Origin of the sequence: Nonomuraea jiangxiensis (assembly GCF_900099965.1) — a bacterium.
Taxonomy (GTDB): Bacteria; Actinomycetota; Actinomycetes; order Streptosporangiales; family Streptosporangiaceae; genus Nonomuraea; species Nonomuraea jiangxiensis.
This window is the reverse complement of record NZ_FNDJ01000002.1, coordinates 218,296-240,389: the sequence shown is the minus strand read 5'-3', so window position 1 is coordinate 240,389 and position 22,094 is coordinate 218,296. Positions and strand designations below refer to the sequence as shown.

At 70.9% G+C, this 22,094-nt stretch carries 24 protein-coding genes and 1 riboswitch; of the genes, 13 read left to right on the top strand and 11 right to left on the bottom strand.

Annotated elements, in window-relative coordinates:
- Positions 1 to 75: 75 nt before the first annotated feature.
- Positions 76 to 1,173 (bottom strand): ribosome small subunit-dependent GTPase A, encoded by a 1,098-nt coding sequence (gene rsgA / locus BLS95_RS04390; protein ID WP_090929557.1) that lies wholly within the window; start codon positions 1,171 to 1,173, stop codon positions 76 to 78.
- A gap of 245 nt (positions 1,174 to 1,418) precedes the next feature.
- On the opposite strand from rsgA, the gene BLS95_RS04385 reads away from it, so the two are divergent.
- Both BLS95_RS04385 and BLS95_RS04380 read left to right on the top strand, forming a co-directional pair.
- The gene (locus BLS95_RS04385; RefSeq protein ID WP_090929556.1) at positions 1,419 to 2,015 is read left to right on the top strand and encodes a sigma-70 family RNA polymerase sigma factor; all 597 of its coding nucleotides are present in this window, start codon (positions 1,419 to 1,421) and stop codon (positions 2,013 to 2,015) included.
- Positions 2,012 to 2,731 (top strand): anti-sigma factor family protein, encoded by a 720-nt coding sequence (locus BLS95_RS04380; protein ID WP_090929555.1) that lies wholly within the window; start codon positions 2,012 to 2,014, stop codon positions 2,729 to 2,731. Before BLS95_RS04385 ends, BLS95_RS04380 begins: the two co-directional genes overlap by 4 nt.
- 319 nt (positions 2,732 to 3,050) lie before the next feature.
- Here the strand turns inward: BLS95_RS04380 and glyA are convergent, their stop codons facing one another.
- The 4 genes from glyA to BLS95_RS04360 form a co-directional block, all read right to left on the bottom strand.
- Positions 3,051 to 4,325 (bottom strand): serine hydroxymethyltransferase, encoded by a 1,275-nt coding sequence (gene glyA, locus BLS95_RS04375; RefSeq protein ID WP_425434692.1) that lies wholly within the window; start codon positions 4,323 to 4,325, stop codon positions 3,051 to 3,053.
- A gap of 1 nt (position 4,326) precedes the next feature.
- A riboswitch (ZMP/ZTP riboswitch) is annotated at positions 4,327 to 4,409 on the bottom strand.
- Between the two features lie 64 nt (positions 4,410 to 4,473).
- On the bottom strand, positions 4,474 to 5,406 hold the full coding sequence (locus BLS95_RS04370; RefSeq protein ID WP_245764824.1) for a YihY/virulence factor BrkB family protein: 933 nt from the start codon (positions 5,404 to 5,406) through the stop codon (positions 4,474 to 4,476).
- Positions 5,407 to 5,464: 58 nt separating this feature from the next.
- Positions 5,465 to 5,839 (bottom strand): YccF domain-containing protein, encoded by a 375-nt coding sequence (locus tag BLS95_RS04365; protein ID WP_090929552.1) that lies wholly within the window; start codon positions 5,837 to 5,839, stop codon positions 5,465 to 5,467.
- A gap of 33 nt (positions 5,840 to 5,872) precedes the next feature.
- On the bottom strand, positions 5,873 to 6,664 hold the full coding sequence (locus tag BLS95_RS04360; protein WP_090929551.1) for a TIGR03084 family metal-binding protein: 792 nt from the start codon (positions 6,662 to 6,664) through the stop codon (positions 5,873 to 5,875).
- Between the two features lie 55 nt (positions 6,665 to 6,719).
- On the opposite strand from BLS95_RS04360, the gene BLS95_RS55410 reads away from it, so the two are divergent.
- The 6 genes from BLS95_RS55410 to BLS95_RS04340 all read left to right on the top strand — a co-directional run bounded on the left by BLS95_RS55410 (position 6,720) and on the right by BLS95_RS04340 (position 10,573).
- Entirely contained in the window at positions 6,720 to 6,890 is a 171-nt protein-coding gene (locus BLS95_RS55410) for a hypothetical protein (protein WP_176993011.1), read from the top strand.
- A gap of 107 nt (positions 6,891 to 6,997) precedes the next feature.
- Positions 6,998 to 7,081, top strand: a complete 84-nt coding sequence (locus BLS95_RS59740) for a putative leader peptide (protein WP_425434691.1) — start codon at positions 6,998 to 7,000, stop codon at positions 7,079 to 7,081.
- Between the two features lie 111 nt (positions 7,082 to 7,192).
- Entirely contained in the window at positions 7,193 to 8,881 is a 1,689-nt protein-coding gene (locus tag BLS95_RS04355) for a nitrite/sulfite reductase (RefSeq protein ID WP_090929550.1), read from the top strand.
- Complete coding sequence (locus BLS95_RS04350) at positions 8,878 to 9,075, top strand: Insertion element protein (RefSeq protein ID WP_090929549.1); 198 nt, start codon at positions 8,878 to 8,880, stop codon at positions 9,073 to 9,075. Before BLS95_RS04355 ends, BLS95_RS04350 begins: the two co-directional genes overlap by 4 nt.
- Positions 9,072 to 9,800, top strand: coding sequence for a phosphoadenylyl-sulfate reductase (locus BLS95_RS04345; RefSeq protein WP_090929548.1), 729 nt, complete (start codon positions 9,072 to 9,074; stop codon positions 9,798 to 9,800). The genes BLS95_RS04350 and BLS95_RS04345 overlap by 4 nt, the downstream gene beginning before the upstream one ends.
- Positions 9,782 to 10,573 carry a sirohydrochlorin chelatase gene (locus tag BLS95_RS04340; RefSeq protein ID WP_090929547.1) on the top strand — a complete coding sequence of 264 codons (792 nt, stop codon included), beginning with the start codon at positions 9,782 to 9,784 and terminating at the stop codon, positions 10,571 to 10,573. Before BLS95_RS04345 ends, BLS95_RS04340 begins: the two co-directional genes overlap by 19 nt.
- A 78-nt stretch (positions 10,574 to 10,651) precedes the next feature.
- Here the strand turns inward: BLS95_RS04340 and BLS95_RS04335 are convergent, their stop codons facing one another.
- Positions 10,652 to 11,392 carry a DUF1707 SHOCT-like domain-containing protein gene (locus tag BLS95_RS04335; RefSeq protein ID WP_090929546.1) on the bottom strand — a complete coding sequence of 247 codons (741 nt, stop codon included), beginning with the start codon at positions 11,390 to 11,392 and terminating at the stop codon, positions 10,652 to 10,654.
- A gap of 179 nt (positions 11,393 to 11,571) precedes the next feature.
- On the opposite strand from BLS95_RS04335, the gene BLS95_RS58895 reads away from it, so the two are divergent.
- A complete protein-coding gene (locus BLS95_RS58895) occupies positions 11,572 to 12,918 on the top strand; it encodes an ankyrin repeat domain-containing protein (RefSeq protein ID WP_281249945.1) in 1,347 nt (448 codons plus the stop codon).
- Between the two features lie 109 nt (positions 12,919 to 13,027).
- Here BLS95_RS58895 and BLS95_RS04325 read toward each other — a convergent pair whose 3' ends face one another.
- The 4 genes from BLS95_RS04325 to BLS95_RS04310 form a co-directional block, all read right to left on the bottom strand.
- A complete protein-coding gene (locus tag BLS95_RS04325; protein WP_090929544.1) occupies positions 13,028 to 13,603 on the bottom strand; it encodes an HD domain-containing protein in 576 nt (191 codons plus the stop codon).
- 365 nt (positions 13,604 to 13,968) lie between these two features.
- The gene (locus BLS95_RS04320; RefSeq protein ID WP_245764821.1) at positions 13,969 to 15,213 is read right to left on the bottom strand and encodes a serine hydrolase domain-containing protein; all 1,245 of its coding nucleotides are present in this window, start codon (positions 15,211 to 15,213) and stop codon (positions 13,969 to 13,971) included.
- A gap of 74 nt (positions 15,214 to 15,287) precedes the next feature.
- Positions 15,288 to 16,178 (bottom strand): maleylpyruvate isomerase family mycothiol-dependent enzyme, encoded by an 891-nt coding sequence (locus BLS95_RS04315; RefSeq protein ID WP_090929540.1) that lies wholly within the window; start codon positions 16,176 to 16,178, stop codon positions 15,288 to 15,290.
- Entirely contained in the window at positions 16,178 to 16,735 is a 558-nt protein-coding gene (locus BLS95_RS04310; RefSeq protein ID WP_218135599.1) for a sigma-70 family RNA polymerase sigma factor, read from the bottom strand. Before BLS95_RS04310 ends, BLS95_RS04315 begins: the two co-directional genes overlap by 1 nt.
- A gap of 150 nt (positions 16,736 to 16,885) precedes the next feature.
- On the opposite strand from BLS95_RS04310, the gene BLS95_RS04305 reads away from it, so the two are divergent.
- Together BLS95_RS04305 and glgX are read left to right on the top strand one after the other, a co-directional pair.
- Positions 16,886 to 17,311, top strand: coding sequence for an OsmC family peroxiredoxin (locus BLS95_RS04305; RefSeq protein WP_090929536.1), 426 nt, complete (start codon positions 16,886 to 16,888; stop codon positions 17,309 to 17,311).
- A 164-nt stretch (positions 17,312 to 17,475) separates the two neighbouring features.
- Complete coding sequence (gene glgX, locus BLS95_RS04300) at positions 17,476 to 19,605, top strand: glycogen debranching protein GlgX (protein ID WP_090929535.1); 2,130 nt, start codon at positions 17,476 to 17,478, stop codon at positions 19,603 to 19,605.
- A gap of 61 nt (positions 19,606 to 19,666) precedes the next feature.
- Here glgX and BLS95_RS04295 read toward each other — a convergent pair whose 3' ends face one another.
- Positions 19,667 to 20,050, bottom strand: a complete 384-nt coding sequence (locus BLS95_RS04295; RefSeq protein WP_245764879.1) for a hypothetical protein — start codon at positions 20,048 to 20,050, stop codon at positions 19,667 to 19,669.
- A 164-nt stretch (positions 20,051 to 20,214) separates the two neighbouring features.
- Between BLS95_RS04295 and BLS95_RS04290 the strand changes: the two genes are divergently transcribed.
- Entirely contained in the window at positions 20,215 to 20,937 is a 723-nt protein-coding gene (locus tag BLS95_RS04290) for a pyrimidine reductase family protein (RefSeq protein WP_090929531.1), read from the top strand.
- On the top strand, positions 20,934 to 22,076 hold the full coding sequence (locus BLS95_RS04285) for an ATP-dependent DNA ligase (protein ID WP_090929529.1): 1,143 nt from the start codon (positions 20,934 to 20,936) through the stop codon (positions 22,074 to 22,076). Before BLS95_RS04290 ends, BLS95_RS04285 begins: the two co-directional genes overlap by 4 nt.
- Positions 22,077 to 22,094 lie beyond the last annotated feature (18 nt).

Here is a 22,094-nt window from a genome sequence, read left to right as displayed (position 1 = left end):
TGGTGAACGGACCCCGGGCCCCGGTCGGCGCGATCCCGGTTTCCCTGCCCTCAGCCGCCGCCCGTGGGGTCTCGGTCAGGGGCGGCTGCGGCCCGAGCGGCGCATCTCCTTGGTGATGATCCGCCACTTGTTCTGCTGCTCCTTACGCAGCCGGGCATCCGTGCGGGAGGCCATCCACACGGCCTCCCGCTGGAGCTTGCGCCAGCTCTCCAGGCGCCGCTCCGGCAGCTCACCGCTCTCCAGCGCGGCCAGCACCGCGCACCCGGGCTCCCCCGAGTGCCCGCAGTCGGCGAACCTGCATCTCTCCGCCAGCTCCTCGATGTCGGCGAAGACCCGGTCGACGCCCTCCCCCATGTCGTACAGGCCGATCCTGCGGATCCCCGGCGTGTCGATGACCAGCCCGCCTCCGGGCAGCGGGATCAGCTCCCGATGCACGGTGGTGTGCCGGCCGCGCCCGTCGGCGGCGCGTACCTGCTGGGTCTCCATGACCTCGGCCCCGGCCAGCGCGTTGACCAGGGTGGACTTGCCCGCGCCGGACGGGCCTAGGACGACGGCCGTACGGGAGCCCTCCAGGTAGGACCCCACCAGCGGGACGCCGTCCCCGTGCAGCGAGGAGACGGCGTGCACGTCCACGCCGGGCGCGGCCACCCGCACCTCGGCGAGCAACTGGTCGAGGCCGTCCTCGAACAGGTCGGACTTGGTGACGAGCACGACGGGCGTGCCGCCGGACTCCCAGGCCAGGGCGACGAGGCGTTCGATGCGGCCGAGGTCGGCGAAGTCGGTGGAGTGCATGGACGGCTCGGCCACGAAGACGACGTCCACGTTGGCGGCGAGCACCTGGCCCTGGCCGTCGCCGGACAGGCCGCCCACCGAGTCGCGGCTCACGCCGCCCCGGATGAACGCGGTCGTCCGCGGCAGGACTTCGTCGAGCTCGTGGCGGCCCTCGGGAAGGAGCCGGAGCGCGACCCAGTCGCCGACGCACGGCAGCGCGACCGGGTCGGCGGCCGACGCCCGGCGTACGCGGGCGCCGTACTTGACCTGGAGCTGACCGTCCGCCGCGATCACCTCGGCGGCGCCGCGGTCGACGCGGGCCACGCGGGCGGGGACGGTGCCGGCGGGCAGCTCGGCGGCGCGGAGATCGTTCCAGCCGAGCAGCGAAAGATCGTAGGACAACGTGATCAACCTTTGGTGTCGAGGAGGAAGGAAGAAGCCGGGCGGCGTCAGATGAGCGCCCGGAGGTGGACGGACGGCATGCCGAAGTCGATTGCCCGCATGGTCCTCACCCCCTCGATCAGTTGCCGGTGTGACTCTACGCACCCTGTCCGGAGGGACGCAATCACATTAACTTCCGCGCTCTGTTGAACCGTGCCAGGGCAACCGGCCGTACCCCCTGCCGACGGACGCGAGAAAGGGGAAGCATGCGAATCAGCACGTATCCCCCGCCCTCGGCCGACGGAACCGCCCCGATGGGCAAGCCGCGCTTACGACACTGGATCCGGCGGGTGCGACCGGATGATGAGGTGGTCGTGTCCGCGCTCTACCGGGAGTATCACAGGCCGCTGCTGGCCTTCGTGATCAGATTGACGGCGGGCGATCGGCAGTGGGCGGAAGACGTGGTGCAGGAGACCATGATCCGGGCCTGGCGCAGTGCGGAGCAGCTCGACCCGGACTCGGAGTCGCTGATGCCCTGGCTCGCCACGGTCGCCCGACGTATCGTGATCGATGACCGGCGGCGCCGGGAGGCCCGGCCGCGGGAGTCGGGCGACGGGCCACTGGAGAGCATGCCAGTGCCGGACGAGATGGAGGGCCTGCTGCACCAGGTGGTCGTGTCAGAGGCGTTGAAGGCGTTGTCACCGGCGCACCGCGAGATCCTCAACGAGACGATCCTGCGGGACCGGTCGGTCAACGACGCCGCCGAGGCTCTCGGCATCCCGGTGGGCACCGTGAAGTCCCGGGTCTACTACGCGGTCCGCGCGCTGCGGCTCGCGTTGGAGGAGAGGGGGGTGACGGCGTGACTTCGAGGGTCGAGCACACGGATGTGGGAGCCTACGCGTTGGGGCTGCTGGAAACGGACGACAGAGTGGCCTTCGAGGCCCATCTGCTGATCTGCCCCTCCTGCCGGGACGAGCTGGCCGACCTGGCCGGCGTGGCGAGCGTGCTGCACGGGATCGGGCGCGTCGAGGAGCCCGACCCCCCTTCGCCTGAGGGGCAGGACGACGTGATCGACCTGCTCCGGCGGAGGAAGGCGGCGGATCGGCGCACGCGCAGGGGGACGTTCGTGATCGGGATGGCGGCGGCGGTCACGCTGGTGGCCGGCGGGCTGACGATCGGCACCCAGCTGGACGCGGACGGCACGCCGCAGGTCGCGCAGGATCACTCCAGCCACATGGGTCCGGCCGAGCAGTTCTACGTCGAGGGCAAGCCGATCGAGGGCAAGGGGGCCGCCGGGGTGACCGGCGGGCTGGTGGTGGAGTCCAAGGGGTGGGGCACGCACGCCGCCCTCAGGCTGGCCGGGGTGCAGGGCCCGCTGGAGTGCGAGCTGATCTCCGTGGCCAGGTCGGGAGAGCGCAGGGTGATGACCGGGTGGTCCGTACCTCCAGCCGGGTACGGAGTTCCCGGATCGCCTGATCCGCTCTACATGCACGGCGGCAGCGCCACGCCGTTGCAGGACATCGACCATTTCGAGGTGGTCACCTCGGCGGGTGAGAAGTTGCTCACCGTCGAGCTCTGATCGGGTCCAGGAGCCCTCCCGCCGCCGGTGGGAGGGCTCCTGGCTCTCCCCGGCCGATCCGGCGCCCGGCGTCCCCCGGCGCGCCGGCCGGCCACCGCGAGCGGGGCGACTCCGGCCCGCCCCGCTCGCGACAGGCGCCCCGCCGCACCTGAGAGCCCGTGCGGCGGGGCCGCCCGTCCGCACCGAACGCCACGGACATGGCCCAGGTCGCGCCGTTGCGGCGGCCGGCCCCGTGCGGGTCAGCGGGCGTCACCCTGGAGGCCCTGTGCCCCGGACGGCGGGTGGCGTGACGTTGGCCCCGCCGTAACGAAGGGAGCTTTTACAGACCCGGCGCCGGGAACTGGGCGGTGAGCTCGCTGACCTCGTGGTGGACGCGGGTGATGACGTCCTCGGCGTCGCCCTTGGCCAGCGCCGTGACGACCTCGTCCATCCACGCCCCGATCTGCCGCATCTCCGGCTCCCCCATCCCGCGCGAGGTCACCGACGGCGTGCCGATGCGGATGCCCGACGGGTCGAACGGCTTGCGGGTGTCGAACGGCACCGTGTTGTAGTTGGTCTCCAGCCCCGCGCGGTCGAGCGCCTGCGCGGCCGGCTTGCCGCCGATGCCCTTGGGCGTGAGGTCGAGCAGGATCAGGTGGTTGTCGGTGCCGCCGGAGACCAGGTCGAACCCGCGCGAGGCGAGCTCGTCGGCCAGCGCCTTGGCGTTGGCGACGACCTGGTGGGCGTAGTCGCGGAAGGACGGCTGGGCGGCCTCGTGCAGGGCGACGGCGATGGCGGCGGTGGTGTGGTTGTGCGGGCCGCCCTGGAGGCCGGGGAAGACGGCCTTGTTGAGCGCCGTGGCGTGCTCGTCGCTGGTGGCCATGAGCATGGCGCCGCGCGGGCCGCGCAGGGTCTTGTGCGTGGTCGTGGAGATCACGTCGGCGTGACCCACCGGGGACGGGTGCGCGCCGCCCGCGACCAGGCCCGCGATGTGGGCGATGTCGGCCGCGAGCACGGCGCCGACCTCCCGGGCGATCGAGGCGAAGCCCTCGAAGTCGATCGTGCGTGGGATCGCGGTGCCGCCGCAGAAGATCAGCTTCGGCCGGTGCTCCAGCGCGAGCTCGCGGACCTCGTCGAGGTCGATGCGGCCGGTGTCCTTGCGCACGCCGTAGCGGACCGGGGTGAACCACTTGCCGGTGGCCGAGACCGACCAGCCGTGGGTGAGGTGGCCGCCGAACGGCAGGCCCATGCCCAGCACGGTGTCGCCGGGCTGCAAGAACGCCATGTAGATCGCGAGGTTGGCGGGCGAGCCCGAGTAGGGCTGGACGTTGGCGTGGGCGACCCCGAACAGCGCCTTGGCACGCTCGATGGCCACGGTCTCGATCTGGTCGATGACCTGCTGGCCCTCGTAGTAGCGCTTGCCCGCGTAGCCCTCGGAGTATTTGTTCGTCAGGACGGTGCCGGTGGCCTCCAGCACGGCCTTGGACACGTAGTTCTCGGACGCGATCAGCTTGACGGTGTCGGCCTGACGCCGCTCCTCCGCCTTGATGAGCTCGGCGATCTGCGGGTCGACGCTAGCGAGAGAACTCATGACTCTCCTGTCATCGTTGACAATGCGCGAAGACCCAGGCGCACGGCCTCCGCTCCCTTCGCTCCCTGGTGGTCGATCCCACCGAATGCGCCAGTCGCGTCTCGTCCTAGACGATAGCGGATGCGGCAGGGCCTCAGTCCGTCGTGATCAGCGGGTTCGCGTCCCGCCCCGGCTACTGGTGACGGCCCACGCCCGGCCAGAGCCGGTCCACCTCGGCGTTCAGGATGGCGCCGATCAGCACGGCCAGCGCGGTGATGTAGAGCCAGAGCAGCAACGCGATGGGCGCGGCCAGCGAGCCGTAGACGGAGACGGGCGAGAACCAGGCGGCCAGTACGGCGCGCAGCACCGCCGCGCACACGATCCACAGGAACAGCGCCAGGATCGCCCCCGGCAGCTCCCGGTACCACTTGGTCCGCACCGGCACGCTCACGTGGTAGAGCACCGTCAGGAACAGCACCGAGCCGATGATCACGACCGGCCAGTAGAGGACGTCCACGAGCACGCCGTATTCGCCGGGCAGCGTGTCCTTGAGCAGCGTCGGCCCGATGACCAGGATCGGCATCACGATGATCCCGATGATCAGGCCCACGACGTAGAGTCCGAACGACATCAGCCGGGTGCGGATGATGCCCCGCTCCTCCCCCAGCCCGTAGGCGACGGAGATGAGGTCGACGTAGACGTACAGGGCGCGGGAGCCGGACCAGAGCGACAGCAGGAAGCCCAGCGAGATGATCGAGACCTTGCCCGCGTCGTCGCTGAGGACGTCGGTGATGAGCGGGTTGATCACCTTGTTCACCGCGTCGTCCGTGAACAGCAGCCCGGCCTGGTCGATCACCCACGTCTTGACCTGTGTGACCACCGTGGCCCCGATCCAGGTGCCGAGCTTGCCCAGCACCCCGATCAGGCCCAGCACGAAGGGCGGCAGGGACAGCAGCGCGAAGAAGGCCGCCTCACCCGCCAGGCCGGTGACCCGGTAGGTGACGCCGGCGTTCGTGGCCGCGCGGACGGTCGCCCATGACTTGGTGTCGAGCACCCAGCTCAGCCTGGCCCGGGCATGGGAAGCGAGCCGGCCCTTGGGCCGAGAAGGCGCGTCGGTCGACGTCATGGCACCCAACGGTATTTCGCAGTGAGTCTTCGGGACAGCTTACGTCCCGGCTCCTGCCCTAGTCGTTGGTCACAATGCGCGCGCCCAGCGGGAGCAGGGAAATCGGGATCAGTTTCAGGTTGGCCACGCCCATCGGGATGCCGATGATCGACAGGAACAGCGGGATCGAGGTCACCACGTGGCCGATCGCCAGCCAGATGCCCGCGACGACGCACCAGATGATGTTGCCGAGCGTCGAGAACACGCCCGCGTCCGGGTCGCGCACGACGGTCCTGCCGAACGGCCAGAGCGCGTACGCGGCGATCCTGAACGAGGCGATGCCGAACGGGATCGTGACGATGAGGACACAGCAGATGATCCCGGCCAGAGCGTATCCGATGGCCAGCCAGATCCCCGCGAAGACCAGCCAGATGACGTTCAGGATTGTGCGCATGCTCACAGCATGTCAGCGGTTGTGCGGTCTGCGTCATCCGGAATGTCCCTGAGCCGACCCTGACCTCGGCGCCCGGCCCTTCCCCGGGGGTCCGGCGAACGCCTGCGCGATCTCCATCCAGGCCCGCGCCGGCCCTCCGGACAGCTCCAGCGCGGTGTCGGACAGGTGGACGCGCTGGGTGACGGCCAGGCAGAAGTCGAGCATCGGCCCGCGCACGACGCCGGCCGCATCGGCCGGTCCCGCCGTCCACGTGCCTCCGCCGGGCATGGCCAGCTCCACCCGCACCTGCTCGTGCTCCCCCGGCGGGGGCAGTCCGTGCGCGGCGAAGCTGTACGGCCGGGCCCGGAAGCCGAGCGTGGCCACGTGCCGCAGCCTGACGGTGGGCTCCCGGGTGACGCCGAGCGCGTCGGCCACGTCCTGGCCGTGCGCCCAGGTCTCCATCAGCCGGGCGGTGACGAAGGAGGCGGCCGACATCGCCGGGCCGAACCACGGGACCCGGACGCGGGGACCCAGCTCGGCGAACACGTCGAGGCTGCGGGCGCGGGCCGCGCGGAACCAGGCGTGCAGCTCGGCGGGGGGCATCCCGCGCGACTCGCGTACGAGGTCGTCCACCGAGCCGAAGCCCGCCGTCGTGGCCAGGAAGGCGCCGGGGTCGGTGACTGCGAGCACGGCGGCGTCGTCGAACCAGGCCAGATGGCTCACCTGGTCGCGGATCGCCCACCCTTCGGCGGGCGTGTCCAGCTCCCAGTCCTGCGCCCGCAGCGGCTGGAGCAGCGTCTCCAGGGACGCGGTCTCGGCGCGCAGGTCGTCGAGCAACTCCGCCATGAGCTCCACGGGCGCCAGCCTAACCCGAACAAGGTTCTGGGAGAATAATGCAAACGTGATCTGCGACAGCTGCAAGGACAAACGGCACGAGGACTGCCGCGGCGGCTCGTGGTGTGACTGCCAGCACCAGACCCTCTCCCACGAGGGACACGAGGGGCCCACCTCGCCCGGCGAGCGGGCGGAGCGCGAGCGGGAGCCGCAGGTCAACTGGCTGCGGCAGGGCTAGGCGCGCACGCCGGCGGTGGCCTGGCAGGCGACGCCGGGCGGAGTCGGGCAGTCCCACACTCTGGACGCGCTCTTGGACATCCCGGACGGTCGGAGTATCGTCAAGGTATGCCAGCGGACCCCATGCTTGTCGGTCGACGCCACGTCGATCTTCAGCGTGTCCGCAGTGCCATCTGTTGCGACGCCCAGTAACCCATCTGCTTTTTCCTGCCACTGAGCGCGTCGCACTCCTCTCACCGCCCCTGCCCTCGACGATGAGCGCAGGAGGGACGTTGCGCGCGCCCATGAACCGAAGGACGCGCAATGAGCACCCCTGCCAGCCGCACTCCCGCCAGTCGGCATCACAAACGCCCGCGCGGCGAAGGCCAGTGGGCTCTCGGTTACCGTGAGCCGCTCAACAAGAACGAAGAGAACAAGAAGAACGACGACGGCCTCAACGTCCGTCAGCGCATCATCGATATCTACTCCAAGCGGGGCTTCGACTCGATCGACCCGGCCGACCTGCGTGGCCGCATGCGCTGGTACGGGCTCTACACCCAGCGCAAGCCCGGCATCGACGGCGGCAAGACGGCGATCCTGGAGCCGGAGGAGCTCGACGACCGCTACTTCATGCTGCGTGTACGCATCGACGGCGGCCAGCTCGACCTCGCCCAGCTCCGGGTGATCGCGGGCATCGCCAACGAATACGCCCGCGGCACCGCCGACGTGACCGACCGCCAGAACATCCAGCTCCACTGGATCGAGATCGAGTCGGTGCCGGACATCTGGGAGCGCCTGGAGGCCGTGGGCCTGTCGACCACCGAAGCCTGCGGCGACACCCCGCGCGTGATCCTGGGCTGCCCGCTGGCCGGGATCGACTCCGGCGAGGTGATCGACGCGACCGAGCAGATCGAGCAGGTGCACGAGCGCGTCGTGGGCAATCCCGCGTACTCCAACCTGCCGCGGAAGTTCAAGTCGGCGCTGAGCGGCTGCCCCGTGCACTGCACGGTGCACGAGATCAACGACGTCGCCTTCGTCGGCGTGGTCAACGAGCGCGGCGAGCTGGGCTACGACCTGTGGGTGGGCGGCGGCCTGTCGACCAACCCGATGCTGGGCAAGCGCCTGGGCGTGTTCGTACGGCCGGACCAGGTGGCCGACGTCCACGAGGGAGTTGTCGGGATATTTCGTGACTACGGCTACCGGCGGCTGCGGCACCGGGCCCGGCTGAAGTTCCTCGTCAACGACTGGGGAGCGGAGAAGTTCCGCGAGGTCCTCGAGACCGAATACCTCAAGGAGCCGCTGCCCGACGGTCCCGCGCCCGAGCAGCCCCGCGGCAGCCGCCGCGACCACGTCGGCGTCTTCCCGCAGAAGGACGGCAACTTCTACGTCGGGTTCGCGCCCAAGGTCGGCCGCCTGGACGGCGACAAGCTGCACGCGATCGCCGACATCGCCGAGCGGCACGGCTCCGGCCGGGTCCGTACGACGGTCGAGCAGAAGATGGTCGTCCTCGACGTGGCGCCCGACCAGGTGGACTCGATCGTGGCCGCGCTGGAGGCCCACGACCTCCAGGTCAGGCCCTCCACATTCCGCCGCCAGACGATGGCCTGCACCGGCATCGAGTTCTGCAAGCTCGCCATCGTCGAGACCAAGGACACGGCCGCCACGCTGATCGACGAGCTGGAGCGGCGGCTGCCGTCGTTCGACGAGCCGCTGACCATCAACGTCAACGGCTGCCCCAACTCCTGCGCCCGCATCCAGACCGCCGACATCGGGCTGAAGGGCCAGCTCGTCGTGGACGAGAACGGCGACCAGGTCGAGGGCTTCCAGATCCACCTGGGCGGCTCGCTCGGCGTCAACTCCGGCTTCGGCCGGAAAGTACGCGGGCTCAAGACCACCGCCAAGGCGCTGCCCGACTACGTGGCGCGCGTGGTGACCAACTACGACACCCAGAAGAAGGAAGGCGAGTCCTTCGCCGACTGGGTGCAACGAGCGGACGAGGCGGACCTGAAATGACCACGCGAGCGGTTCCCTTCCACTGCCCCTACTGCGGCGACGAGGACCTGGAGCCCTACGAGGGCGAGCCGGACGTCGCCGGGTCCGCGACGGGTGTGAATGTCGCCGGGTCCGCGACGGGTGGCGGCTGGTACTGCCGGGCCTGCGCTCGCGCCTTCAAGCTCAAATTCCTTGGCATCGGAGTGAAGATATGACGCTCGTGGACATCGAGGTGGGCCTGAAAGAGCAGAGCGGCACGCTCGACCTTCAGGACATCGTGGAGTCGGCCGCGACCTTCCTGGAGGGCGCGCCCGCCCGTGAGATCATCCGGTGGGCGGCGGCGACGTTCGGCGACCGGCTGTGCCTGACGTCGTCGATGAGCGACGCGTTGCTCATCGACCTCGTGAGCAGGGTCAAACCCGGCGTGGACGTGTTGTTCATCGACACCGGCTACCACTTCGCCGAGACGATCGGCACGCGGGACGCGGTGCGGCAGGTCTATGACGTCAACGTGATCGACATCAAGCCGTCCCGGACGGTCGAGGAGCAGGATCGCGACCTCGGCCCCCGGCTGTTCGGCCGCAACCCGGACCTGTGCTGCTTCCTGCGCAAGGTCGAGCCGCTCAACCGGGCGCTGGAGCCGTACCTGGCGTGGATCTCCGGCATCCGCCGCGACGAGTCCGCCAGCCGTACGGACACCAGGGTCGTCGAGTGGGACGCCAAGCGGCAGATGGTCAAGGTCAACCCGATCGCGGCTTGGACCCAGGAGGACGTGGACAACTACATCGCCGACAACGGGGTGCTGATCAACCCGTTGCACTACGACAACTACCCTTCGATCGGCTGCGCGCCCTGCACGCGGCAGGTCCTGGAGGGGGAGGATCCGCGCAGCGGGCGCTGGGCGGGCCTGGGGAAGGTCGAATGCGGCATTCACCTGTGATCCCCAGCAGGGGACATGTCCCGTTGGCAGGCGGGACGGCCCCCGGCCGCGTGCCACTGGTGGCGGTGGCGCACGGGTCCCGTGACCCGCGTGCCGCCGCCACCGTGGCCGCGCTGCTCGACCAGGTACGCCTGGCGCGCCCTGAGATGCCCGTACGGGTGGCGTACCTGGACCACTGCACCCCGGCACTGGGGCAGGCGCTGAACGGCCTGCAGGAGGCCGTGGTGCTGCCGCTGCTGCTGACGGAGGCGTACCACAGCCGGGTGGACCTGCCGGCCGCGCTCAACGAGGTCCGCGCCCGCGAGCCGCGCCTGCGCGTGCACTACGGCACGACCTTGGGGCCGCACCCGCTGCTGCTGTCCGCGCTGGAGCGGCGGCTGGCGCAGGCGGGCGTGCCGGCCGGCGACCCGGACACGGCGGTGGTGCTGGTGTCGGCGGGATCGAGCGACGCCAGGGCCAACGCGGTGGTCGCGGGGCTGGCTCGGACGTGGCGGCGGTCGGGCTGGTGGGCGGTCTCGGCCGCGTACGCCTCGGCCGCCGAGCCGACGCCCGCCCAGGCGGTGTCGGCGCTGCTGCGGGCGGGCGCCCCTCGGGTGGTCGTCGCGCCCTACCTGCTGGCGCCCGGCTACTTCGCCGACAAGGTGCGGCGCACCACGCTGGAGGCGGGGGCGGAGGTCGTGTCGGACGTGCTCGGACCCGCGCCCGAGCTGGTGGACGTGCTCCTCGAACGGTATGAGTCGGCCCTGTGGCAGCCGGTGCCCCTGGCCGGCTGACCGGTGCTGCGTCAGTAGGGCAATGCCTGACCGGCGCTGCGGCGCGTCAGCAGACGTGCCGCCCTACGCGCTTCCGCGTCAGTAGCCGTGCCGCCCCAGGTCCCTGTGCCCTTCCCGGTGGTCGTCGCGGAGCTGCCTGCGCAGCTCGCGGCCCTCGGCGCGGAGCTGCCTGCCCAGCTCCCGCCAGTCCTCGCCGTGCAGCCGCCGCCAGTGCTCCCGCCAGGCCGTCAGCCCGCGCTGCAGCGGCTGCGCCCGCGAGTCGCCGATCACCTTCACGTCGCCCATCACCGCGTACGCCTTCACCCGGATCACGGGAACGTTCATCCCCGGTGCCGCCTCCTGGACGTCGATCCGCTTGTCGCCCATGATCGCGACGCCGTCGAGGTCCACGTTGACCCCGTCCGGCACGATGATCTTCACGTTGCCCATCACGGAGACGGCCGTGATGTCCACCATGTCCGTGCGCACCTCGGCCTCGCGCAGGTCGAGCAGCACGTCGCCCATCACGGCGACCGCGCCGATCTCCTGGTCGATCCGCCAGGTCCCGCGCCGCTTGGAGTCGCCCATGACACCCACGAACCAGCGCCGCTTCCTGGCCGGCTGGGGCGCGGACGCCGGCGGGGCGCCCATGCCTCCGGCGGCGGGCAGGTCCTGGGTGAGCATGGCCAGCTCGGCGTGCGTGGTCGCGGTGTAGGCGGCCTCCGTACGGTCGGTCAGCTCGGCGAGCGTCAGCCGGCCCTCGACCGAGGCGACCCGCAGTTGCTCGACGACGGCCTCTCGCTCGCTGTCCGACGCGCGGACCTCACCGGGATCAGTCATACTCGCAACATATCGCGTCTTGCCGGGCTTGTGACTCCCCCTCAAGGAGGAAACACCGTCCGCCGAACGATGCTCATTCGTCATGGCGTTTGAACCCTGGCGGGGCTCCGGCACGTACTACGCGATGACATGGCCCTAGCAAGGTCCGGGGCGCGGCCGGACCAGGCTAGGGTCCTGTCATGACTGAGGAAGAGCTCTACCGCGCGGCGTTGAACGGCCAGTCCGAGATCGTGGGCAGGCTGCTCGCCGGTGGTGCCGACCCCAACAAGCTCAGCGAGGGCGCGGACGAGGGGCTGCCCCTGTGCGCGGCCGCCGCCTGGGACCGGGACGAGGTGGCCGCCACGCTGCTGGCGGCGGGTGCCGACGTCAACGGCCGGGAGGCGGGCGGCTGGACGGCGCTGCAGTGGGCGGCCGCCAACGGCCACGCCGCCACCGCCAGGGTGCTCATCGAGGCGGGGGCCGAGATCGACGCGACCAACGACGACGGCGACACCCCGCTCACGCTGGCCGCCAGGCGTGGCGCGCTCGGCGTGGTGCAGGTGCTGCTGGAGGCGGGGGCCGACCACCACAAATACGACGGCGACGGCGACACGCCGCTGGAGATCGCCGTCGACTGGGTGGGCGTGCACCTGGAGAGCGCGCTGCTGGACCAGGTCGAGCAGGACGGCTGGGAATACGTCGTGGCCCGCCAGTACGCCAAGGACGGCACCGAGCTGGTCACGGTGGCCGGGCGCTCGGCCGACGGCTCGGAGACCGAGCAGGTGCAGGCCCAGCGCGGCCACGCCGCCATCGCGACGCTGCTGGAGGACGCGGCGGGCGTGTACACGCCGGTGGACCGGCTGGTGGCGCGCGCCCTGGCGCACCGCGACGTCGACGAGGACGCCGAGACCTGGTGGGTCGTCGCCGACGTGCTGGGCAAGCGGGCGGACGAGGAGACGTACGAGGCGCTGGCCCGGCTGTGCGTGAGCGAGGACGCCCGGGAGCGGGAGTTCGGGGTGGACGCGATCGCCCAGTTCGGGTTCGCCGACGGCGAGAAGCCCTACCTGGAGCGGACCCTGCCGCTGCTGCAGAAGATGGTCACCACGGAGGGCAACCCCCAGGTCCTGCGCTCGGTCCTGGCCGCGCTCGGCCACCAGGGCGACCCGCGGGCGCTGCCGCACGTCCTCGACGTGATCGGCCGCCCCGGGCACAAGCGCACGATGACCGACGCGATCGCGCTGGCCGACGTGCTGCCGCCGGACCACGAGGAGGGCCTGGCGCTGCTGATCGAGATGTCGGAGGACGAGGACTCCGAGGTCCGTGACTGGGCCACGGCGGGGATCGCCGGGCTGCCGGGCGACACGCCGCGGATCAGGGAGGCGTTGGCGGCCCGGCTCACCGACCCGGACCTGCGCACGGTGGCCGAGGCCACGCGCGGGCTCGCCGTGAGAGGCGACGAGCGGGCCTCCCAGGGGGTGGACCGGGTGCTGGCGGAGAGCGACGACGACTACGCCCGCGACCTCGTCACGCAGCAGCACGACGAGTAACCGCCCCGGCGCACGGGCGCGTGCCTCGCGGACGCACAGGCGCGGCCCGTGGGCCGGAGATGAGCGCGCGGGCCGGGTTCGGCCGGGCCGCCGGCTCGCACGTCGGTGGTCAGTCGCCGTTGAGGACGCGGGTCACCCATTCGAGGGTGCCCGTGCGCAGGGCCTCCTCCGCCAGGCGCTTGCCGGTCGGGGTGGTCAGCGCGGCGAGCGAGCTGTCGATCCAGCCCTGGACGTTCTGGTGCCCCTGTTCGCGATATTCGACGGCCTGGAGGAGGCACTCCAGCTTGTCGGCGTCCCGCGCGCAGACGGCTTCGAGGCTGGCCTTCTCCTCGTATTCGCCCACGGCGTCCGCCACCATGTCCGCCACCTCGGCGGGCACCCCCCGCACCTGGTCGGCGGTGACGTCCTCGTTGGAGGCCGCCTTGAGGTAGCGCTTGCCGATGTACGGGATGTCGGTGATGCGGGTTTCCTGCGTGTCGTGGAAGAGGCTCATGAACGCGGCCCGCTCCGGATTGCCGCCCTCCAGCCGGGCGATCATGCCGGCGATGACCGCCGCGCGGAACGAGTGCTCGGCGATGCTCTCCGGATCGCGTACGCCCGCGACCAGCCACCCGGTCCTCTTGTAGCGCTTGAGCAGCCCGAACTCGTACAGCAGGCCTGCCAGCCCCGTCACCTCGCCGTTCACGACGACCCCCTCTCGTCTATGCGCCGAGCCTAGACGACGGCCGGGCGGCTTTCGGTGTGTGCGGCCCGCGCCCACCGCGAGGGGGCGGTGCGCCCGGCCTGCCGGTCCCGGCCGGTGGCGTCGACGGTCCCCGTCGCCCTCGACGACACCGCTCGGGAACCCGTCGCTCCTGAAGTCGCTCTCGAAGTCGCGGTCGAAGTCGTCATGGTCCTCGAAGGTCGTCGTGGCTGAAGGGCCTGCGTGGCCGGGATCGGTGATGATCCGGACATAATCCGGCTTACCCACCCGGAGAATCCCACCTACCCCTTTCAACTCAAACAACCCGTCAAATCGCCAGAACCCGCCGCGCAACACCGGCGAGCTCGTCAGTCGTCGATCGCGGCGTACGCCGCCGTCCAGAAGTTCTGGAACACGCGCGGGGCCACCGGCGAGTCGAAGACCCGCTGGGTCAGCAGGACGCCCACCAGGTCCTCGTGCGGGTCGGCGTACGCCTCGGTGCCCAGGCCGCCGGTCCAGCCGAATCTGCCGGGCCTGAACGCCAGGTCGTCCCGGCGGGCGTCGACCGCGAGGCCGAAGCCCCAGCCGCCCGATCCGAGGAACATCTCGTTGCCCGCCTTCTGTCCGGGCGTGAGGTGGTCGGTGGTCATCAGCTCCACCGCCGGTCTGGACAGGAGGCGGCCGCCGTCGTACCGGCCCTTGTCCAGCAGCATGCGGCTGAAGGCGAGGTAGTCCCCGGCGGTCGAGAGCAGGCTCGGGCCGCCCCCGCCGGAGGCGAAGACCGGCGGCCGGTCCCACGCGCCGGCCCGCGCTTCCCGGCTGCGGGCCATCCCGCCGGTGACCGGATCGGTCCCGTACGGCACCGCCATCCGGCCGAGCTTCCCGGCCGGCACGTGGAAGCCGGTGTCGCGCATGCCGAGCGGGTCGAAGACGCGCTCGCGCAGGACGTCCGCCAGCGGCTGCCCGGCGGCGCGGGCGATCAGCACGCCGAGCACGTCCGCCCCGGTGTGGTACATCCACGCCGTTCCCGGCTGATGGACCAGCGGCAGGGCGCCCAGGCGCTTGAGCCACTCGTCGGCGCCGACCTGCGGGCCGTCGGGGCCGATCTCCAGCCCGGCCTCCGCCGTCGCCCGCTGGATCGGGCAGCCCTCCGGCAGGCCGAACGTGGCACCGTAGCCGAGGCGGAAGGTCAGCAGGTCGCGCAGGGTGATCGCGCGTTCGGCCGGGACCGTGTCGTCGAGCGGCCCGTCGGCGCGGCGCAGCACCCGCCGGTCGGCCAGCTCCGGCAGCAGGTCGTCGACCGGGTCGTCCAGCCGCAACCGGCACTCCTCGACCAGGGTCATCGCGGCCACGGCGGTGATCGGCTTGATCATGGACGAGATGCGGAAGATCGTGTCCGGCCGCATGGGCGGGGCGTCCTCGTCGAGTGACTGGGTGCCGAGCGCCTCGACGTGGGTCTCTCCGCGTCGGTGCACCAGCGCGACCAGCCCGGGTACGTCGCCGCTCTCGACCCCCTCGGCCAGGATCTCGCGCATCCGCCCGAGCCGTGCCCGCGACAGCCCACCGCCGTCAGCCGAAGCGCTCATCCCACCGCTCTCACCCAGAATGCTCATGAAAACTCCCTCCTGCCGGTTGTCATGAGGACAGACCGGCGGGGGACGCGGAACTCATCGGCCGCGACCGGGGCTCAGGGGCCGGAGAAGGCGGGGGCCGTGGTCAGGATGTCTCTGGCCAGGTCGGCGTCGCCGGTCACGTCGGCGGGGAAGGCCGCCGGGTCGCCCCGGCCGCCCAGCAGGAAGCAGAACGTGACCACGTCAGCCGTGATGTGGACGTCAGGGGTGCCCGGGGTCGTCTCCTCGACGCCCAGCGGGAGCGTCCACTCGCCGCCGCCCGCCCCCGTCAGCCTCAGGTGCAGGGTGCGGCCGGCGCCGTCCAGGCCGGAGAAGAGCATCGTCCAGGGGAGCAGGCGGGCGCACAGGTCCGCCGTCGGGCGGATGTGCTCGGCGATCGGGTCGGGCAGGCGCACCTGGGCCGTCGCGGCCGCGTCGGAGCTGTGCACCCAGGTCTCCAGGCCCCGGGCCAGGATGTGGTCGCCGATCACCGAATCCATGCCGTCCAGGCTGGCCGGGGTCGCCGGGTCCAGGTCGGCCAGATGGCGGCAGAGGGCGTCCGCCTGGGCCCGCCAGTCCCGCCGGGTCTGCTCCGGGCTGCGGCCCCGTTCGTACGCCTGCACGTCCCGGGTGCGGCTCATCGAGTCGGTCGCCCCGAGCGGCGGGCCCAGCACCGGGGCGCCCACCGAGGCGGCCAGCAGGCCGTCCTTGGCGGCCAGGTGCGCCACCAGCTCCTGCAGGGTCCAGCCCTCGACGATGATCCGCGACCAGTCGTCGTCCACCGCCGAGGCCAGCAACGCGTCCATGGCGGCGACCCGGCCCGCGTACGGCTGCGCCCAGACGGCCGTGGGAGCAGCGGGCCTGCGCCGCGCCCTGGCTCCGGCCAGCAGTTGGGGACGCAACGAGTGGGCCGGCACCGCCGGGTCCTCCATCATCGCGTCCAGGTAGAGACGCTCGACGGGGTCCATCACACCTCTTCCTCCGCAAGCGCGTCCGCCAGGCGTCTCAGCGCCAGCCGGATGCGCGACTTGGCCGTGCCCTCGGGCACGCCGAGTTCCTCGCCCACCTGCCGGTAGGTCCGCCCGCCGAAGTAGGCGAGCTCCACCGCCTCCCGCAGCCCGTCGGGCAGTGACGTCACCGCCTGGCGCACGCGCTCGGCCTCGTCGGCGGCGAGCACCGTGTCCTCCAGTCTCGCAGGTTCGCGCTCGAACAGCCGCGGTCCCAGGGCGGACACGCGCCGGCGCTCCTCGGCGCGTACGTGGTCGACGGCCCGGCGGTGCGCGATCGTGGCCAGCCACGCCCGCAAGGTGCCGCGGTCCGGGTCGTAGGCCAGCGGCCGCTCCCAGAAGACCAGGAAGACCTCCTGCGTGATGTCCTCCGCGATCACCCGGTCCCTGGTGACACGCAGGGAGAGACCGAAGATCAGCGAGGAGAGCCGATCGTAGACCTCACCCAGTGCGGCCTCGTCGCCGCCGACCACCCGCTGGTGCAGCAGGCGGTCGTCGTACGGTGCCTCCACTGGCACCACACTCCCGTGTAATGCGGACCAAGGCGGCGGTGCGCCGCGACCCGAGCATGTCATTATTCGCCGCAAAAGTAGAGCCGGATGACCCCAAGAACGGACTTTGTCGGCGCGCGATAAGGTCGGAGCAGCGCAACGGAGGGAGCACACGTCATGGCCACCACTCGCACCGCCACCACTCGGTGGAAGGGCGCCCTGATCAACGGTTCGGGCACCGTCTCGCTCGACACCTCGGGTGTCGATGTTTTCGAGGTCACCTGGGCGTCCAGGTCCCAGGACGCCGACGGCAGGACCTCGCCCGAGGAGCTCATCGCGGCGGCACACTCCTCGTGCTTCTCGATGGCGCTCTCGCACGGGCTGGCCGGCGCCGGCACACCGCCGGAGTCGCTGCAGACCAGCGCCGACGTGACGTTCCAGCCCGGTGAGGGCATCACGGGCATCGTGCTCACGGTGCAGGGCCAGGTTCCCGGCATCACCGCCGAGCAGTTCCAGGAGGCCGCGGAGACCGCCAAGGCCAACTGCCCGGTCAGCAAGGCACTGGCGGGCACCACGATCACGCTCCAGGCCGAGCTGCTCTGAGCGCGCTCACGACGAGGCGGCTCTGAGTCCGCCCACTGAGCCCGGTCGGGGCTGGGCTGCTCAGGGCCGGATCGCGCTGATCACGCTCGGCGTCCGGCGGGGCGGTGACGGCGATCGGTTCATGGGGAGACCAAGAGCGCTTTGGCATGCGACAATTGGGCCACATGCGTGAGGTCTGGCCGGGCGAGCCCTATCCACTCGGCGCCACCTGGGACGGCGTTGGCACCAGCTTTTCGGTGTTCTCAGAGGTCGCCGAGCGGGTCGAGCTGTGCCTTTTTCACGACGACGACACCGAAGAACGCGTCGATCTGCCCGAGGTCGACGGGTTCGTGTGGCACGGCTATCTGCCGGGGATCCAGCCGGGGCAGCGTTACGGCTACCGCGTGCACGGCCGCTTCGACCCGCCGCAGGGCCACCGCTGCAACCCGGCCAAGCTGCTGGTCGACCCCTACGCCAAGGCCGTGGACGGCGACCTGCGGTGGAACCAGGCGCTGTTCCCCTACTACTTCACCGATCCCAGCCGGCGCAACACCGAGGACAGCGCGCCCTACGTGCCGAAGAACGTGGTGGTCAACCCGTTCTTCGAGTGGGGCAACGACCGGCCGCCGCGCACGCCGTACCACCAGACCGTGATCTACGAGGCGCACGTGCGCGGGCTCACCAAGCGGCACCCGGACGTGCCGCCCGACCTGCGGGGCACATACGCCGGGATGGGGCATCCGGCGGTCATCGACCACCTGCTGTCGCTGGGGGTGACGGCGGTCGAGCTGATGCCGGTGCACCACTACATGCCCGAGCACTTCCTGGTGGCGCGCGGGCTGACGAACTACTGGGGCTACAACACCATGGCCTACCTGGCCCCGCACGGCGGCTATTCCAGCGCGGGCACGCGGGGGCAGCAGGTGCTGGAGTTCAAGGCCATGGTGCGGGCGCTGCACGAGGCGGGCATCGAGGTCATCCTCGACGTGGTCTACAACCACACGGCCGAGGGCGACCACATGGGGCCCACGCTGGGGTTCAGGGGGATCGACAACGCGGCCTACTACCGGCTGCACGACGGTGACCGGCGCTACTACCTCGACTACACCGGGTGCGGAAACTCCCTCAACGTGCGCTCGCCGCACGCGCTGCAACTGATCATGGACTCGTTGCGTTACTGGGTGCTGGAGATGCACGTGGACGGGTTCCGGTTCGATCTGGCCTCGGCGCTGGCCAGGGAGTTGCACGACGTCGACCGGCTGAGCGCGTTCTTCGACCTGATCCAGCAGGATCCGGTGATCTCGCAGGTCAAGCTGATCGCCGAGCCGTGGGACGTGGGTCCGGGCGGGTACCAGGTCGGGAACTTCCCTCCGCTGTGGACGGAGTGGAACGGCAAATATCGGGACATCGTGCGAGATTTCTGGAGGGGTACGCACTCCGCCCTTCCCGAGTTCGCCTCCCGCCTGACCGGCTCCGCCGACCTGTACGAGTCCTCCGGCCGCCGCCCGGTCGCCTCGATCAACTTCGTCACCTGCCATGACGGGTTCACCCTCACCGACCTGGTCTCCTACGACCACAAGCACAACGAGGCCAACGGCGAGGACAACCGCGACGGCACCAACGACAACCGCTCCTGGAACTGCGGCGCGGAGGGCCCGGTCGAGGATCCCGCGATCGTCCGGCTCCGGCACCGCCAGCGCCGCAACTTCCTGGCCACCCTGTTCCTGTCGCAGGGCGTGCCCATGTTGTCCCACGGCGACGAGCTCGGCCGCACCCAGCGGGGCAACAACAACGCCTACTGCCAGGACAACGAGCTGGCCTGGGTGGACTGGTCGCTGCTGCACAGCGAGCCGACGCTGCTGGAGTTCGTACGCGCGCTGTCGAAGCTGCGCCGCGAGCACCCGGTCTTCCAGCGCCGCCGTTTCTTCCACGGCCGCCATCCGGACAACGGCGCCCGCGACCTGGTCTGGCTCACCCCCGGCGGCGTGGAGATGACGGCGGGCGACTGGCACATCAGCTACGCCAAGTCCCTCATGGTCTACCTCAACGGCGAGGCAATCACTGAGCCCGGCCCGCGCGGCGAACGCATCGTGGACGACTCGTTCCTGCTGCTGATCAACGCGCACCACGAGGATCTGCCGTTCACGCTGCCCGGCCCGGAGTTCGGCACCGGGTGGCAGCCGGTGCTCGACACCGACCATGACGGGGTGGAGGACGCGTTCACCGACGAGAAGTGGCAGGCCGGCGACGTGATCGCCGTCACGGCGCGCTCGCTGCAGGTGCTGCGCAAGCCCCGCCCGGCCAGGTCCTCCTGACCCCACCCGCTCCCAGAGCCATGCCGTCCTGAGGTCAGTGCCGGGCCACGCCCTCTTGACCTCAGAAGACTCGGGCCGCGCTGGCCGCGAGGAACACCAGGGCGAAGGTCGCCACCCCGGCCAGCCCGTGCAGGGTGACCGCCAGCACCGGGAACCCGGCACCGGCCCGTCCGTGCCGCCCCGCCCCGAGCCAGCGCGTGAACATCGCGAAGCCCAGCAGTGCCGCCGCCGCCAGCTCGCCGAACGCCACCCACGCCAGCGCCCGGTTCCCCGTGATCAGCGCGGCGGCCCAGCACACCAGCGCCGAGACCGCCAGCATCGGGTGGGAGAAGACCACCGCCGCCGGGAAGCGGGTGACCTTGGGCCGCTCGCCGCCGGACAGCCAGCGGCTCAGCAGGTAGACCCCGGCGAGCGCGGCGATCGTCCATGTCACTCCGGTGACCATCCCCACGGATCCTCCCCTCTCCCTGCCACGTAAGCACGGAACCGGGCAGCCGTCCCCAAATCCACAAAAGTGAGGATGTGAACGATTGAGGGTGACTCCCCGGCTCGTAAATCACCCCAAACCCCCAGCGGCCGATTGTCGGCGGCTTGTGCCAAGGTAGAGGAGTGCGGCGCATCTATCCCGACATAGAGGACAATCCAGACATCCCGCAGGCGTACGCCTACCCGGAGGACCGGCCATGGCTGCGGCTCAACATGGTCGCGAGCGCCGACGGCGCCGCCTGGCTGAAGGGGCGTTCCGGCGGCCTGTCGAGCAAGGGCGACAAGCGGATCTTCCAGGTCCTGCGCGGGCTGGCCGACGTGGTCGTCGCGGGCGCGGCGACCGTCCGCAAGGAGGGATACGGCCCGGTCAAGCCACGCGAGTCGTGGGCCGAGATCCGCGCGGGCCGGCCGGAGGTGCCGCCGATCGCGGTCATCACCCGAAGCCTCGCCTTCGACCTCGACGACGAGCTGTTCACCGACGCCACCAGCAGGACGATCGTGATCACCTGCGCGTGCGCGCCGCACGAGCGGCTCAAGGCGGCGGCCAAGCGGAGCGACCTCATCGTGGCCGGTGAGGAGGCCGTGGACATGCGGCAGGCCATGGCCGAGCTGCACGATCGGGGGCTGACCAGGATCCTGTGCGAGGGCGGGCCGCGGGTCAACGCCCAGCTCTCGGCGGACGGCCTGGTCGACGAGTTGTGCCTGTCGACCAGCCCCATGCTGGTCGGGGGCGGCGCGGCGCGCATCATCAACGGCGAGCCCGCACAGGTCAGCCTGGATCTCAGCCAGGTGCTGGAGGAGGACGGGGTCCTCTTCTGCAGATACACGAGGGAGCAGAGCCCATGACCACCGACCCCGCCGACGAGCCCGTCGAAGAGCCGGTCCCGAACCTTCCCGTACGGCCGCCGGTGCCGCCGATGCTGGCCAAACCGGTCAAGGCCATGCCCAAGCAGGACGGCACGCTGTTCTACGAGCCGAAGTGGGACGGGTTCCGGTGCATCGTGTTCCGCGACGGCGACGAGGTCTACCTGGGCAGCCGCAACGAGCGGCCGTTCACGCGCTACTTCCCCGAGCTGGTCGAGGCGGTCCGGGCCGAGTTGCCGGATAAGTGCGTCGTGGACGGCGAGATCGTGCTGCCCGTGGGGTCGCACCTCGACTTCGACGCGTTGCAGCAGCGCATCCATCCGGCCGCGTCCCGGGTGAAGATGCTCTCGGAGCGCACGCCGGCCCAGTTCTTCGCGTTCGACCTGCTGGCGCTGGGTGACGAGTCGCTGATGGAGGCGCCGTTCTCGGAGCGGCGGGCACGGCTGGAGGGGATCTTCCCCGAGCGGGGCGGGTCCATCCGGCTGACCCCGGTCACGACCAGCCAGGAGCAGGCGGACGAGTGGTTCGAGACGTTCGAGGGGGCGGGGCTCGACGGCATCATCGTCAAGCCCGGTGACCAGCCCTACATCCCCGACAAGCGCACCATGTTCAAGGTCAAGCACGAGCGGACGGCCGACGTCGTCGTGTGCGGCTACCGGGAGCACAAGTCGGGGCCGATCGTGGGTTCGCTGCTGCTCGGCCTCTACGGCAACGACGGGCGGCTGCATCACGTGGGGGTGGCCGCCTCCTTCCCGATGGCGCGCCGGGCCGAGCTGGTCGAGGAGGTCAAGCCGTACCTCACCGAGCTGAGCGAGCATCCCTGGGGCCACTGGGCCGAGCAAGCGGCGGCCCACATCGGGCAGCCTGCGGCCGGGCCCGCGACGGGCGGGCAGCGGGTGCCGGGCGCGATCTCGCGCTGGAGCGCCAAGAAGGACCTGTCGTTCATTCCGCTCCGGCCGGAGCTGGTGATCGAGGTGGCCTACGACCAGATGGAGGGTGACCGGTTCCGGCACACCGCGCATTTCCGGCGGTGGCGAACGGATCGCACTCCTGAATCGTGTACGTACGAGCAGCTCGAACGGCCGGTGAGTTACAACCTGGACGACATTCTTGCTCGCTAGCCATAAGTCGCCAATAGT

Bases quoted from the DNA above. Each gene is read 5' to 3' on its own strand.
- BLS95_RS04365 (WP_090929552.1), bottom strand. From the start codon at position 5,839: ATGCGCACAATCCTGAACGTCATCTGGCTGGTCTTCGCGGGGATCTGG.
- BLS95_RS04340 (WP_090929547.1), top strand. From the start codon at position 9,782: ATGCGGCATTCACCTGTGATCCCCAGCAGGGGACATGTCCCGTTGGCA.
- BLS95_RS04345 (WP_090929548.1), top strand. From the start codon at position 9,072: ATGACGCTCGTGGACATCGAGGTGGGCCTGAAAGAGCAGAGCGGCACG.
- BLS95_RS04315 (WP_090929540.1), bottom strand. From the start codon at position 16,178: ATGGACCCCGTCGAGCGTCTCTACCTGGACGCGATGATGGAGGACCCG.
- BLS95_RS04355 (WP_090929550.1), top strand. From the start codon at position 7,193: ATGAGCACCCCTGCCAGCCGCACTCCCGCCAGTCGGCATCACAAACGC.
- BLS95_RS04305 (WP_090929536.1), top strand. From the start codon at position 16,886: ATGGCCACCACTCGCACCGCCACCACTCGGTGGAAGGGCGCCCTGATC.
- BLS95_RS04360 (WP_090929551.1), bottom strand. From the start codon at position 6,664: ATGGCGGAGTTGCTCGACGACCTGCGCGCCGAGACCGCGTCCCTGGAG.
- BLS95_RS59740 (WP_425434691.1), top strand. From the start codon at position 6,998: ATGCCAGCGGACCCCATGCTTGTCGGTCGACGCCACGTCGATCTTCAG.
- BLS95_RS04350 (WP_090929549.1), top strand. From the start codon at position 8,878: ATGACCACGCGAGCGGTTCCCTTCCACTGCCCCTACTGCGGCGACGAG.
- BLS95_RS04320 (WP_245764821.1), bottom strand. From the start codon at position 15,213: ATGAGCATTCTGGGTGAGAGCGGTGGGATGAGCGCTTCGGCTGACGGC.
- BLS95_RS04285 (WP_090929529.1), top strand. From the start codon at position 20,934: ATGACCACCGACCCCGCCGACGAGCCCGTCGAAGAGCCGGTCCCGAAC.
- BLS95_RS58895 (WP_281249945.1), top strand. From the start codon at position 11,572: ATGACTGAGGAAGAGCTCTACCGCGCGGCGTTGAACGGCCAGTCCGAG.
- BLS95_RS04385 (WP_090929556.1), top strand. From the start codon at position 1,419: ATGCGAATCAGCACGTATCCCCCGCCCTCGGCCGACGGAACCGCCCCG.
- glgX (WP_090929535.1), top strand. From the start codon at position 17,476: ATGCGTGAGGTCTGGCCGGGCGAGCCCTATCCACTCGGCGCCACCTGG.
- BLS95_RS04370 (WP_245764824.1), bottom strand. From the start codon at position 5,406: ATGACGTCGACCGACGCGCCTTCTCGGCCCAAGGGCCGGCTCGCTTCC.
- BLS95_RS04335 (WP_090929546.1), bottom strand. From the start codon at position 11,392: ATGACTGATCCCGGTGAGGTCCGCGCGTCGGACAGCGAGCGAGAGGCC.
- BLS95_RS04295 (WP_245764879.1), bottom strand. From the start codon at position 20,050: ATGGTCACCGGAGTGACATGGACGATCGCCGCGCTCGCCGGGGTCTAC.